This window comes from Pontibacillus chungwhensis (assembly GCF_030166655.1).
Taxonomy (GTDB): domain Bacteria; phylum Bacillota; class Bacilli; order Bacillales; family BH030062; genus Pontibacillus.
Genome location: NZ_CP126446.1, coordinates 3,612,319 through 3,625,519, shown reverse-complemented (window position 1 = coordinate 3,625,519; position 13,201 = coordinate 3,612,319). Strand labels below are relative to the sequence as shown.

The 13,201-nt window shown below is 43.6% G+C and carries 13 protein-coding genes; 11 read left to right on the top strand and 2 right to left on the bottom strand.

What is annotated here, in order from left to right:
- Positions 1-154 precede the first annotated feature (154 nt).
- Positions 155-349, bottom strand: coding sequence for an aspartyl-phosphate phosphatase Spo0E family protein (locus tag QNI29_RS18570; RefSeq protein ID WP_231417909.1), 195 nt, complete (start codon positions 347-349; stop codon positions 155-157).
- A gap of 236 nt (positions 350-585) precedes the next feature.
- Here QNI29_RS18570 and QNI29_RS18565 point away from each other — a divergent pair, with 236 nt between their 5' ends.
- The 11 genes from QNI29_RS18565 to QNI29_RS18515 all read left to right on the top strand — a co-directional run bounded on the left by QNI29_RS18565 (position 586) and on the right by QNI29_RS18515 (position 12,294).
- Complete coding sequence (locus QNI29_RS18565) at positions 586-2,175, top strand: ATP-binding protein (protein WP_231417910.1); 1,590 nt, start codon at positions 586-588, stop codon at positions 2,173-2,175.
- 37 nt (positions 2,176-2,212) lie between these two features.
- A complete protein-coding gene (locus tag QNI29_RS18560; protein ID WP_231417911.1) occupies positions 2,213-3,418 on the top strand; it encodes an alanyl-tRNA editing protein in 1,206 nt (401 codons plus the stop codon).
- A 218-nt stretch (positions 3,419-3,636) separates the two neighbouring features.
- Positions 3,637-3,777 (top strand): hypothetical protein, encoded by a 141-nt coding sequence (locus QNI29_RS18555; protein WP_231417912.1) that lies wholly within the window; start codon positions 3,637-3,639, stop codon positions 3,775-3,777.
- A gap of 132 nt (positions 3,778-3,909) precedes the next feature.
- A complete protein-coding gene (locus tag QNI29_RS18550) occupies positions 3,910-4,701 on the top strand; it encodes an SDR family oxidoreductase (protein ID WP_231417913.1) in 792 nt (263 codons plus the stop codon).
- A 33-nt stretch (positions 4,702-4,734) separates the two neighbouring features.
- Complete coding sequence (locus QNI29_RS18545; protein WP_231417914.1) at positions 4,735-6,219, top strand: FAD-binding oxidoreductase; 1,485 nt, start codon at positions 4,735-4,737, stop codon at positions 6,217-6,219.
- 5 nt (positions 6,220-6,224) lie between these two features.
- Positions 6,225-7,658 (top strand): FGGY-family carbohydrate kinase, encoded by a 1,434-nt coding sequence (locus tag QNI29_RS18540; protein ID WP_231417915.1) that lies wholly within the window; start codon positions 6,225-6,227, stop codon positions 7,656-7,658.
- Between the two features lie 336 nt (positions 7,659-7,994).
- The gene (locus QNI29_RS18535; protein ID WP_231417916.1) at positions 7,995-8,705 is read left to right on the top strand and encodes a MurR/RpiR family transcriptional regulator; all 711 of its coding nucleotides are present in this window, start codon (positions 7,995-7,997) and stop codon (positions 8,703-8,705) included.
- A 487-nt stretch (positions 8,706-9,192) separates the two neighbouring features.
- The gene (locus tag QNI29_RS18530) at positions 9,193-9,915 is read left to right on the top strand and encodes a DUF981 family protein (RefSeq protein WP_231417917.1); all 723 of its coding nucleotides are present in this window, start codon (positions 9,193-9,195) and stop codon (positions 9,913-9,915) included.
- A 192-nt stretch (positions 9,916-10,107) separates the two neighbouring features.
- The gene (locus QNI29_RS18525; RefSeq protein WP_231417918.1) at positions 10,108-11,523 is read left to right on the top strand and encodes a peptide MFS transporter; all 1,416 of its coding nucleotides are present in this window, start codon (positions 10,108-10,110) and stop codon (positions 11,521-11,523) included.
- 127 nt (positions 11,524-11,650) lie between these two features.
- On the top strand, positions 11,651-11,971 hold the full coding sequence (locus tag QNI29_RS18520; RefSeq protein WP_231417981.1) for a DUF2628 domain-containing protein: 321 nt from the start codon (positions 11,651-11,653) through the stop codon (positions 11,969-11,971).
- Between the two features lie 47 nt (positions 11,972-12,018).
- Positions 12,019-12,294, top strand: a complete 276-nt coding sequence (locus tag QNI29_RS18515) for a hypothetical protein (protein ID WP_231417919.1) — start codon at positions 12,019-12,021, stop codon at positions 12,292-12,294.
- Between the two features lie 63 nt (positions 12,295-12,357).
- Here QNI29_RS18515 and QNI29_RS18510 read toward each other — a convergent pair whose 3' ends face one another.
- A complete protein-coding gene (locus tag QNI29_RS18510) occupies positions 12,358-13,149 on the bottom strand; it encodes an Ig-like domain-containing domain (RefSeq protein ID WP_231417920.1) in 792 nt (263 codons plus the stop codon).
- Positions 13,150-13,201 lie beyond the last annotated feature (52 nt).

Genomic DNA, 13,201 nt, shown 5'->3' with positions numbered 1-13,201 from the left:
TATAATCCCTCAAGGGAGAGATTTGGTAATGGGAAGGAAACGTGTATATTTTTTAGATATAGAATAAGGGGGCATGATTGGTAGAAAGAGGCGTTAAAAGGGGGAATGGTATGCGCTATATACTAAAAAAGCCCGAAGCATTCAGCTTCAGGCTTTACATAAGAGAATTCCCATTTCGTTTTTGGATTTCCGTAATATACTGGTCTAACTTCTGACTAAGCTCAATTGTTCGATCGTCATTAAGTCCATAAGTGAGTCCTGTTTCAATCATCGTTGATCGTAAATCCGTAATGGTCGTTTTTAATTCTTCCGTTGGCGTGTGTTCATTTATATAATGTCGAAATTCCATAGTTAATCTCCCCAATGGCTAGGTTGGTAAGATGTCTGACTTGTCGAATATAGTTCTAATGGCATTATAACACGTTAGGATATAAATGGTAATAAAGAATTACTAAAAAGATTCTTTTTTTACATATTTTGATAAAATAAACTTCTAAAGCAAAATTCTTGCTCGATTTTCTTATTGAAGCACTTTGTGTGATACAGTGGTAAATAAGGAAACTATATGAGGTGAGGGGGTTGAGGATGACCGATTTTCGTACATATATAGAGCAATCGAAGAAAAGGTGTAAGGAGAATTACCGGCTGGATCCAAACAGTGTGCCAAGCTTGCAAGTCGAATTAACAGAAGAAGAGATCGAGCGAAGCAGAAAGAAACTAGAAGTCTCGCTGCCGATCATTCATCACTTTATGGAGAAAGTGATCTACTACATGAATGGCGCACCGATCTTAATTGCAACGACGGATGAGGAAGGCTATCTCATTGATCAATTCGGGGATCCGAGTATTATGGAGATGGTTAATACGTTCGGAATCCATAACGGCGTACGCTTTGATGAGAAACGTGCGGGTACCAATTCCATTAGTCTTTCACTCTATCATGGTACACCAGTTGCGTTGGTTGGAGACGACCACTACTATGATGCGCTGCATGGTATTGCTTGCTACTCAGCGCCGTTTAGTTATTCGGGGGATGGACATCTAACAGGAACGGTTTCCATTATGACCCTTGTTGACTATGCGAGTCATTTTCATCTTGGGCTTTTATCTTCCACGGTAGATTCAATTGAGCGTGAGCTTAGACTCATGGAGAAGAACAATGAGCTCGAGATCTTAAACAGGATTATGATTGATACAACGCCTCTTGGTGTCTTGATGACGGATAAGGAAGGATACATAACCAGGTACAATGCTTCCTTGGAGGAGATCATGGATTACGAAACGAAAGAGCGTTTTGATCAAGGGGAGCAAACCTACTATATAAAACCGTATATTGACCAGGTTCTCAAAACAGGAGCGAAAGTTGAGAATGAGGAAGTCACGATTTATATGGATGATGAGCGAAAGAAAAGGATTTGCCAGCTTGATGTTTTACCTCTATTCGATGGGGATAATATTATTGGTACTTTTGCGCAACTCAGGGACATGACGAACTATTATGATCTTCAAAAGCAGCTGATTCAATCTGAGAAGCTGTCGACGCTCGGAAAGTTCAGTGCTGGACTGGCTCATGAAATCCGTAACCCTCTGACTTCTATTATCGGCTTAACAGAGCTTCTGAAGGAAGGCCAACATCAAGAACAATACCTGGCTGTCATTTCAACAGAATTAGAGCGGATGAAGACGCTTGTCAATCAGTTCGTGCTCCTTGGTAAACCGACAGCCATTCAGCCTGGCCCTTGTAACCTTCATCGATTGATTAGCGACACCATCGATTTAATGAAGAGTAGTTTGAGATCCCAGGGGATTTCCATAGGATTCCAATCAGAAGCTCAGGATCTCATCGTGAGTTTGGATGAATCTAAGATCAAGCAAGTGCTGATCAATTTTATCAAGAATGCTTCAGAGGCGATGGAAGATGGCGGGAATATTACCGTACGCTTAACCTCTGATCGGACGACCGGGGAAATGGTTGTGACGATCGAAGATGAGGGGGAAGGGATGTCGCCTGACCAGGTTGCGAACCTAGGAACTCTTTTTTACACGTCTAAGGAACATGGTCTCGGGATGGGGCTTCCGATTTGTTTTGAGATCGTAAAGGCTCACCACGGGGACATTCGATTTGAATCGGAGAAGGGAACAGGAACCAAAGCCGAGTTACACCTTCCGATCTAATAAATAGCGCGATACATCAGCATGGGAGGCATAAGGAATGACGAAGAAATTATTTTATAACGATGCGTACCAAACGTCTTTCGATACGCAAGTGGTTAAAAACGATAAGGATGAAGAGGGTCGTGACTATGTCGTGTTAGAAGAAACGGCCTTTTATCCGACAGGCGGGGGGCAACCTTTTGATGAGGGAACTCTGAATGAGATTCGTGTCGATAATGTCGAAGAAGTGGATGGAGAAGTGCGCCATTATGTAGCTGAACCACTAGATGCTAGTACAGTGAACGGTGTTGTGGATTGGGCGAGGCGCTTTGATCATATGCAACAACATTCAGGTCAGCACATCTTATCTGCGATCATGCAAGATGAGTTCGGCATGGCCACGCTTAGTTTCCACTTGGGTGCAGAAATCGTATCCATCGATTTAGATGCTACGGACCTAACGGAAGAGACGCTTGAGAAAGCGGAAGAACGGGTGAACGAGGTGATCCGTGACAATCGTCCAATTGAAACTAAATGGATGACGGTGGATGAGTCAAATCAGTACCCCCTTCGTAAGAAACTCGCTGTCGATGAAGCCGTTCGTCTTGTTGTAATTCCTGATGTGGATTATAACGGTTGTGGCGGAACCCATCCAAGATCCACGGGCGAAGTGCAGATGATCAAACTCCTTGGCTGGAGTCGTCAGAAAAAGATAGTTCGCCTCGAGTTTGTGTGTGGAAACCGCGTGCTTGAGCAATTAGGCAACAAGCATAAGGTGCTGAACGGTATTAAGGGCCTTATGAAGCGACCTGAAGAAGCTTTGGAACAAGAGGTTTCCTCATTTATTAAGGAAAGTAAGCAAAAAGATAAGCAGCTAGCCGAACAAATGGCTCAACTATTAGAATATGAAGCGCGCGATCTTGCATCAACTGCAGGTGAAGCTGCTGGTGTTCCGGTTATAGAACGTGTTTATGAGAACCGTACGATCAAGACCCTTCAAGACCTTGGGAAGAAAATTGTAGAACAGACGCCTTCAGGGATTGTAGTGCTTGTGAGCGAACAGAAGGACCAGCTACAGTATGTGTTAGCTCAAGGAGCAAATTGCAGTGGAAATATGAAAGAAGCAGCCGAGAAAGTAATGCCTCTTATTGAAGCTAAAGGCGGCGGCAAGCCGAATTTTGTTCAGGGCGGCGGAACAAAAGCGATCGCGGCTGATGCATTTGCTGAACGGTTGAGAGAAGCGGCGCTTGAGACAGTGGAATAGAGTTTTTTTGGAGAGGTTTCCCGTTTGGGGAGCCTCTTTTTTATGTGATGGGTGTGTGAGACGTCGAGAAAGGGAGCGGGGACGTCAGGAAAAGCGATAGCCACGTCGAGAAAGTGGGCGATGACGACGAGAAAAGAGAGAGTCACGTCGAGAAAGAAGCAGGTGACGTCAAGAAAACCGGAATTGACGTCGAGAAAGTGGGAGAGAACGTCTAGAAAATGGCTTGGGACGGCGAAAAAGACCATGCAGATGTCGAGAATCTGGCTAATGATGACGAGAAAATTATTAATGACGTCCAGAAAAGAGAACGAACGTCGAGAAATCCAACTCTAACCGTTTTCATTCAACTATCAGTTTAAGAGAAATTTCTCTTTTGAATGGAATAAAACACATTAAAAAAGAAATTTCTCTTAAAATCAGTTGATTTTTAACAGAAAATCGTTTTACAATGTACTCAGAAATTAACAAAAAAGGAATGGCGGGATAAAAGGATGAGCGCCGAACAGACAAAGATCACGGATTTTAATATGAATTTCTTTCAATTACAGGGTAAAGTCGCGCTGGTCACGGGTGGCAATTCCGGATTAGGGCAAGGGTTTGCTCTTGCGCTCGCTAAAGCTGGGGCGGACATCTTCGTCGTGAGCATGGTAGAAGATGAAGAAACGAAACAGCTAATCGAAGCAGAAGGCGTTCGCTATCACTTAATGATGGCTGATCTGACAGAGGACGGAGCTTGTAAGCGAATCGTTGACGAGTGTCTCCGGGTATACGGTCGCATTGATATCCTGCTTAATAATGCAGGAATCGGTTTAAATGAACCGGATGTGACGAATTTTACCCGGCTTCAGTGGGACAAAATGGTTTCAGTGAATCTGACTGCTCCATTTGATCTGGCTCATGAAGTCTCAAAACATATGATTCCACAGCAAAGCGGTAAGATCATCAATACGTGTTCGTTATTTTCTTACCTTGGGGGTCAATGGTCACCGGCTTATGCGGCTACAAAGCACGGATTAGCCGGATTTACGAAGGCGTATTGCGATGAGTTAGCTCAATACAATATTCAGGTGAATGGCATTGCTCCAGGTTATTTCGCAACGGATGTTACAAAAGCAACCGGAGCGGATGAGGAGAAGAACAAAAGAGTACTTGATCATATCCCCGCGAACCGATGGGGAAATGTTGTGGATTTAATGGGCGCTATTGTCTTCCTCGCATCAGATGCTTCCAACTATGTAAACGGGACGCTTCTGAATGTTGATGGTGGATACTTAGTTCGATAAAAAATACTAGATTCATATAAAGGAGAAGAGTGTATGACAATGACAAAAAACCAAACCGTAGAAGAATTAAAAGATTTATTATCTGAGGACCAAATAGTAACAGACGACGAAGCGTTATATGATGCTTCCGCTGATCGATATAAGAAATATGCAAAGTCGAAAAATGTTCTAGATGTACCTAAGCCACTTGCGATTGTTTATCCCCATTCACCTGAAGAGGTAAAATCACTCCTGGTGTACTGTAATGAACATCAGATTAACGTGATTCCGAGAAGCGGGAAGACAGGTACAGAAGGTGGACTTGAGAACTGGAAAGAGAAAACAGTTGTTATTGATGGGTCTACGATGAACAAAATTATTAACATTGATCCATACAACATGCAGGCGACGGTTCAGTCTGGTGTGAAACTTCAAACGCTTGAAGATGAACTGCGTAAGATCGGTTATACAACAGGTCACTCGCCTCAATCAAAACCAGTAGCGCAGCTTGGCGGACTTGTAGCGACAAGAAGTATTGGTCAGTTCTCGACGCTTTACGGAGCTATGGAAGATATGCTTGTTGGTTTAGAATGCGTCTTTCCGGAAGGGAACATTTCGAAGATTAAAAATGTACCAAGAAGATCTGGTGGACCGGACATTCGTCATATCGCGCTTGGTAACGAAGGAGCCCTTTGCTACATTACAGAAGTAACGGTAAAAATCTTCAAATACACGCCAGAAAACAATGAATTCCACGGCTATTTAATCGAAGATATGGAAACGGGCATTAGTATTTTAAGAGAAGTAATGGTAAATGGATACCGTCCATCTGTTGCTCGCTGTTATTCAGAAGAAGATGCAAGAAACCACTTTGGTCATTTCTATGAAGGAAAATGTGTGCTGATCTTCATGGCTGAAGGTGCGAAAGGCATTGTAAAGGCAACAAGTGAAGCGATTGATGAAGCGGTTGAGAAATTCCGCTCTGGTATTACGAAGAGAGTGGACTCTTCTTTAATCGAAGACTGGTTTAACAATTTAAACTGGGATCAGAGCAGAATTGATGCAGAGATTGAGGAAATGGTAAAGCATAATACGCATGATGGTTTCACAACAGAAATTTCTGCGGATTGGGAAAATGTAATTAAGATTTATAACAATGTTATAGCACGTGTACGAAATGAATTTGACCGCGCAGAAGATCTAACGATGCTTGGAGGTCACTCTTCTCATAGCTATCTGAATGGGACGAACATGTACTTTGTTTACAATTATGAGATTAACTGTGATCCAGAAGACGAATTGATGGTGTACCACCACCCGATTCACCAAATAATTATTGAAGAAACGCTTAAGCTAGGTGGATCCATGTGTCACCACCACGGCATTGGAAAGTATCGTTCAGAGTGGACGAAAGAAGAACATGGTTCTGCTTACTACATGCTAGAGAAGTTAAAAGAAGCCTTTGATCCAAATGGCATCATGAACCACGGTACGATCTTCCCTCAAGACAATGAAGTGAAGAAGTATATCAGAGGGTAATGACGATGAGCGCACAGTATATTATGGGGATCGACAGCGGATCCCAAAGTACAAAAGTCGTGATTTTCGATACAAAGGGGAACGAAAAAGCTTACGGTTCATGCGCTCTTAAAGAAACACTCTCTCCTGAACCAGACGTGGTCGTCCACCCAGACGATGATTTATGGGATAGCTTATATGAAGCTGTGCAAGATTGCCTCGCCAATTTTGACGGGGACCGAAAAGCCATTGTAGGCATCGGACTTTGTACCATCCGGTGTTGCCGTGTTCTGTTAGACGAACACGGCAACCTGGCTCACCCGGTTATCAGCTGGATGGATGGTCGAATGTCGAAGCCGTATGAGCATAAAGACGACGAGGTTCAGTATGTAACGACAACCTCAGGCTATCTTGGTTTACGGTTAACGGGTGAGTATAACGATACGGCTGCCAACTGTGAGGTGTTCTGGCCTGTTGATCGCCATACGTTAGACTGGTCTGAAGACGATGAAGATATTAAAGCAGACGGCCTGAGTAGAGAAATGTTATTCAATCTAGTCAAGCCAGGTGATGCGTTAGGTACGATTCGGGGAGAACTCGCGAAGGACTTCGGTCTAAGCGAGGGGGTCCCTGTTGTCGCGACGGCAAATGATAAGGCGGTTGAAGCGCTTGGATCAGGAATTGACCAAAATCGATCCATCATGATCTCTCTTGGAACGTTTATTTCCTCGATGTTAGTTCGTGATGAATACGTTGAAAACGCTGAGAACTTCTTTCCAACCTTCGCTTCGATTCCGTTTAAATATGCTTATGAATCAAACGGGATTCGCAGAGGATTATGGACAGTAAGTTGGTTCAAACGCCTGATCGGAGAAGAGCTTACAACGGAAGCAAAGAAACGCGGCCTTTCTGAAGAAGCTTTCTTAAACGAAAAAGCCGAGGAGATTCCTCCTGGAAGCGAAGGGCTCTTCACAATCCTGGACTGGCTTGCTTCTCCTGACAGACCTTATCGGAAAGGTATGATGATCGGGTTTGACCAGCGCCATACTCGTTATCATATCTATCGTTCAATCTTAGAAGCGATTGCTTTTAATATGAAGAACAATATTGATGACATGGTGAGGGAGATTGGGATAGAGCTCGAGGAACTTGTTGTCATCGGTGGTGGCTCTAAGAGCGATGTGATGATGCAAATCCTCGCTGATGTATTTGGCTTGCCGACCCGCCGCCGCGTGGGAAGCAGCAGCGCCTGCCTCGGAGCTGCAATCTGTACGGTTCGTTATCTTGGGTTGTATGAAGATTTTCATTCAGCTACGGAGGATCTTGTTCGGACGGAAACGACGTTCACGCCTGATGAGGAGAACCATGCGTTCTATAAGAAGGTGAACGAGGAAGTGGTGAAGGAGATTCGGCCTCATACGGATGAGGTGAACAAGCTCATCTATTCGATATTTAATTAAATTTGCTAATGGCCGTTGCGGTATGAGAGCTGGGGGTGGCTGAGGAACTACTCGCTTTCCACGGGCGAGCTGTCGAGCCTCCTCGCTCGCTTCGCTCACTGTGGGGTCTCGTCGACCTCTTCTTCCCGTAGGAGTCTCGCAGTTCCTCAGCCCCCCCCTGACCGAACAGAGTCCAAACGGCCCATTGGTAAAATGTCAAAGAGATAAAAATATGAAAGAGATTAAAACATCGTGCACCTGTTTTAGGGTGCGCGTTCTCTTGCATAGAGAGATTTTGTGTGGTAATTCTTAATAAAAATGATTTTTATATATAAAGGAAGGAAAGGGGGAGTTGTGATGTTGAGGTTGGATACGGATAAGTTGACGAAGCTTGAGAAGGAAGTGCACGGGAAGGTGTCTGGGCTTGTGGCGGAGAATGATCGGTTGAAGATTATTGAAGCGGCTGAGATTTGTGAGGTTTCGCCTTCTAAGGTGTCTACGCTTGTTCGGAAGCTTGGGTTTAGTAATTTTAAGCAGTACAAGCTTTATTTTAGCGGCCAGCAGGTGGAGTGGGAAAGTGAGAAGAGGACGGAAGAAATCGAGCGATTGATGCTTTTCCTTGAGAATTTTGATAAGCAAATTGTTGATGATTTTGTTTCGATCTATCATAAATTTAATAAAATTATCATCTACGGATTAGGTCCTTCTTTTATAAGTGCGGAGTATTTTGCCTACAAGCTTGATATTGTGTCCGATAAAAAGATTAAAGTCACTCATAGTGAGGATTACGCGGAGCAGATGGTGGATGAGGATACGTTGCTGATCGTTCTATCGGTAACTGGGAAGTTCTCATCATTTGAAACACTGTTTCAGAAGACGAAGGAGAAAAATGCTGAAATTATGCTGATCCTTGAGGAGTATGTGAACACGCAGCACTCATTAGCTGACTACGTTTTTCATTTATCCAAATTTAATCAAAGCGATGAATTGCTTCCGTTTGAAAAGACGCGAACGATCTTCTTTATCTTTATGGAAGAGATTGCAGCGAGGTTGAGACAGGGGGGATAGTCTATTGATCAAACGTTTGATCAAGGGACATTCCTTTCTGTCTCAGCTTGTTTTTAAGGCATGTTTAGGTATATTTCCCTGGATATGTCTTTTTTTTATTGTACGTTTGAGAGAATGTTTCCGTTAGCGTTAGTCAGAGCGAAAGGTGGTTCGGGAAATCACTCGCTTTCCGCGGCGAGCTGGGGAGCCTCCTCGTTCGCTTCGCTCTCTGTGGGGTCTCCCCTAGGCTCCTTCTGCCGCAGGAGTCTCGCAATTTCCCGAACCACCTTTGCCATATATAGTGGGAACGGAAATTTGCCACTGTAGGAAGATGGAGGGGGGATGTCCACTAGCCACGATTCTATCCCGAGGAAAGCGAGCAATCTCCCGACCTCCCTAGCTCTCAATAAACATAAACGCCTCCTTCGTGACCCGAAAGAAGTTTAGGGTAATGTTGGAAGGGAAGAAAGTCTGTAGTTCGAATGATCTACTAGCGAGGAGGGAGTCCATGACGATTAATTGGGCATCGACACAGGTGTACAATACGATCATGTGTATCGCAACGGGAGTCGGAATTTTGCTGATCTTGAAGTTGTTGACGAGTCTTCGGAGAGGGAAAGTACGTGAGCTTGAGGGATGGTCAATGGGATTTGGGGTGCTTGGGTTTATTTTGACGTTAACGGGTGCTCATATGACATTAACCTGGCCTCTGGCTGAAATTGGCTTCCCTTTTGACGATATTATCTTCGGGGAACCGAGTCTTGCGTTTGGGGTATTGTTGTTAGGTGTTGCTGTTTTGTTATGGCGAAAGTCAAGCCAGTATCGCATGGAAGGGTTAGATTTGAAGGATCCCCGGGTTATTTCAGAGCGTCTTCTCTCTGATATGCCTCATTTATTTAAGCCGATGTCTTACTTTGGTGCGGCTATGGGCTACGCGTTAATTGCGATCGGGATTGCGGGTGTGACCTATCAGTTATTTGCGGCACCGCCACAAGAGCCGATCTCTGGTGCATTTGCGGAATATCCAATGGTAGAAGCAACCTTTATCTCAGCCCTCTATGCGATTACAGGCCTCGGAGCGGCAATGTTCCCATTTTTAATGAAAGAGAAGCGGAATCATAGTTTGGATCGAGCGATGTTTCTGTTATGGCGAATAGCTGGGATTATTTTTATCGGATTTGGGGTTATGAACTACTTCACACATATTGGGTTGATTGTAAATACGATGTAATAGGCTGGAATACTCCACAAGACGCAATTTGTATGTTGCAAGGTCTTGTGGAGTTTTTTGTGGTTATATTTTCTAAAATTCCTAATCATTCTAAAATAAAGACTTTTCCCTTTGTCCTTTATTTCTGTCAATTTTACTTTATAATTGTTTAATATTCTAACAACTGACAAAGTTCGACATGGAGGGAATATTGTGCAAACCACCTTAGACAACCCACCGAAACAAGGAAAAGGGAAACACCCACCTGGATTATTCCTACTCTTTATTACAGAGATGTGGGAACGTTACAGTTATTATGGAATACGTTCATTTCTAGTTTTATACTTAACTGCTGAATTGATTAGCGGAGGCCTGGGTATGAGTGATAGCCAGGCACTCCTTTTATACGGAAATTATATTGGTTTGGTTTATTTAAGCCCGATGATTGGCGGGTGGATTACGGATAAGCTGATGAGTCTTAGAACCGGGGTTACGCTTGGAGGCATCATTATGGCTCTTGGTGACTTCTCTTTATTCTTAGTACAAGAGAAGTGGGGACTGTACCTGGGACTGGGCTTACTCATTATTGGGAACGGGTTCTTCAAGCCGAACATTTCCACCTTGCTAGGGGAATTGTATGAGAAGAACGATAAGCGAAAAGATTCGGCGTTTACAATCTTTTATATGGGAATTAACCTTGGAGGTTTCTTCGCGCCTATTGTTGCTGGCTTGTTGTATGAAGATTTCTTCTATTCTACCGTTAATGGAGTAGAGCATTTTGGTTTTAAATTCGCTTTCTTAGCGTCTTCTATTGGTATGATTATTGGCCAGGTTCTATTTAACGCTCTTGCGAAGAAGTACCTTGGCGATGTGGGAACGAAGAAATACAAAATCCAAACCACTACAAGCGGGGAAGGAGATAAGAAAAAGCCTTTAACAAAGGTGGAAAAGCATCGTACGATCGTTATCTTCATTTTAGCGGTGTTTGTAGTGATGTTCTGGGTTGGATTTGAGCAAGCAGGGGCATCCTTTACCCTTTATACACGTGACTTTATTGATCGAACCTTGTTTGGTTACGAAGTCCCGGTCGCTTGGTTCCAATCTCTGAACCCATTGTTTATCCTGCTGCTTGCGCCAGTTGTGTCCGCATTTTGGCTTAAAATGGCGAAGACGAAGCGAGGAGACTTTAGTGTGCCGACCAAGATGGCCTTCGGACTCATGCTTCTTGGGCTCGGATTTATGGTTCTTGTGCCAGCTGTGATGATGACAGGTAGCGATGAGGCAGATATCACCATGAAAGCAAGTGCTGCCTTTATGGTTGTAACGTATCTTCTTAATACGCTAGGAGAGCTTTGTTTATCTCCGATCGGTCTATCAATGGTAACGAAAATGTCTCCTGCCAAGTTCGCTTCTGCCCTGATGGGTGTATGGTTCTTGAGTAACGCAGCTGCTAACAAACTAGCTGGTGTTGTGGCTTCATGGACAACCAAATCTGGTTACTTAGAGATCTATGCCTACCTTGGTATTTTTGCGATTGGCCTTGGAATTCTTCTCCTCATTCTGACCAAACCAATCCAGAGGCTTATGCATATGGATGAATTGGAAAGAGAACAAGGAGAAGCCGCATAATTGGTTGAAACCAGAACCTGCTGAAACGGTGGGGTCTGGTTTTTTTATAGAGTCATATAGGAGAGCGAGCCTCCATATAATAAGGGGTATTTATTTTCCTATATAGGAGGCGGTAGGCGTGCATGTCATGTTAAAAAATGAAGCCGGTGTGGTGAAAGAAGTCAAAGTGGGGTTCAGCTGGACAACGTTCTTCTTTGGATTCATTCCGGCTTTAATTCGTGGGGACCTGAAATGGGCGGTAATCATGTTTGTTCTCGCTGCCGTGGCAGGTGCGTTTACATTTGGTTTAGGGGCATGGATCCCAGGGATAATTTTCTCCTTTGTGTATAACAAAATCTTTATAAAAGAACTGTTAGAAAAAGGCTACCGTGCCGCAACGGAAGAAGATGCACAGAAGTTGCAAAGTCAAGGGATTGTCAACGTCGGAACGAATTCTGTAGGGGCATAATCCCTTCTTGATCAAACGTTTGATCAAGAAAATAGGAGGCGAGATCATTGAGATCTCGTCCTTTTTTAATGGGATTTTATGGTACGATTAATCTTAATAAGAAAGGGGGATGGTTTTGTTTGAAGAAAATAGCTCTTACTGGATGTGCGCTACTCCTCACTCTTACAGCGTGTAATCAAAAAGTGACGTATACCTATTGGACTGATAAAACAGATAATCAGCTTGAACGCCTCGAGGAAGCGGATATCGATTTTGAAATCAGGGGAGATGAGATCTGGGTGGATGAAGAGGAAATGGATCAGGTGGTTGCTTGTTGTTCGTAAGGTTCTAGCCATGGGACATCATGAAAAGGCCCAGCACCTAATCAGTTAGATGCTGGGCTTTGCTTATTCCATAATAAATAAGTATTGAATGGTAGAAGATCGTTCGGAAGTTTGGAAGACTGCGACTAATAGATGATTGGATGGGAGGAGGTAAGTGAGTGTATAGTGTCCTCCTAAATCAAACGTGTTCTCCCCATCTGCAGCCCCTAATAATTCCTCCAGGTCCGTTGCATGGATTTTCTCTTCCTCTACATTCAAAGAAGCGCCTATAACCTTATTATTTTGAAGGGTGTAGGAATAATCTTCTTCTATTTCTGACGAGTAAGAAAGAATTGTTCTTTCACCAGCATCGCGAGACGTGTAGTCCGTTCCTTCTTTTTCGATGACGTCTTCTTTGGATGTTCCAAGGCCGGCCTTCATTCCTTTAAGTGTTTTGTTTTCTAGCTGGGTTTTGAAGGTGTTGTTTATGTAAGGAGTAGCTTTCTTAGTAGTAAAATTCATTGTGTGAGATTGGGTAGACGCTACACCTGATGTTGATGTGATTCCTTCGTTTATTTGGATCGTGTAGGTAGACTCTGGTTTGTAGTTGCCTTGAGGCGCATCGATTGTAATTGTTTTCCCCTCTATCACAATGTTGTTGTCTAGCCGTGAACCATCTGGTCCGGTTACATAGACTTTCGAATGATTCGTACTATTTGATTCGACACGTGTGTTGAATTGAATGGTCCACGTTTTGTCTATGGCTACATGGTTTGCTTCTTCCCATTTTTTCTCTTCAGCTTTTGATGAGGTAGGGAGGAGCGTTATCACCATTAAGATACTTACTAATAGAGAGATTTTAATAAGAGTGCGCATGTCTTTGCTCCTATCTTAACTGATCTAAATAGCGGTACAGCCTTGTGACTAT

Excerpts from the sequence above, each read along its gene's own strand:
- QNI29_RS18570 (WP_231417909.1), bottom strand. The coding sequence starts at position 349 with ATGGAATTTCGACATTATATAAATGAACACACGCCAACGGAAGAATTA.
- QNI29_RS18565 (WP_231417910.1), top strand. The coding sequence starts at position 586 with ATGACCGATTTTCGTACATATATAGAGCAATCGAAGAAAAGGTGTAAG.
- QNI29_RS18560 (WP_231417911.1), top strand. The coding sequence starts at position 2,213 with ATGACGAAGAAATTATTTTATAACGATGCGTACCAAACGTCTTTCGAT.
- QNI29_RS18555 (WP_231417912.1), top strand. The coding sequence starts at position 3,637 with ATGGCTTGGGACGGCGAAAAAGACCATGCAGATGTCGAGAATCTGGCT.
- QNI29_RS18550 (WP_231417913.1), top strand. The coding sequence starts at position 3,910 with ATGAGCGCCGAACAGACAAAGATCACGGATTTTAATATGAATTTCTTT.
- QNI29_RS18545 (WP_231417914.1), top strand. The coding sequence starts at position 4,735 with ATGACAATGACAAAAAACCAAACCGTAGAAGAATTAAAAGATTTATTA.
- QNI29_RS18540 (WP_231417915.1), top strand. The coding sequence starts at position 6,225 with ATGAGCGCACAGTATATTATGGGGATCGACAGCGGATCCCAAAGTACA.
- QNI29_RS18535 (WP_231417916.1), top strand. The coding sequence starts at position 7,995 with ATGTTGAGGTTGGATACGGATAAGTTGACGAAGCTTGAGAAGGAAGTG.
- QNI29_RS18530 (WP_231417917.1), top strand. The coding sequence starts at position 9,193 with ATGACGATTAATTGGGCATCGACACAGGTGTACAATACGATCATGTGT.
- QNI29_RS18520 (WP_231417981.1), top strand. The coding sequence starts at position 11,651 with ATGTTAAAAAATGAAGCCGGTGTGGTGAAAGAAGTCAAAGTGGGGTTC.
- QNI29_RS18510 (WP_231417920.1), bottom strand. The coding sequence starts at position 13,149 with ATGCGCACTCTTATTAAAATCTCTCTATTAGTAAGTATCTTAATGGTG.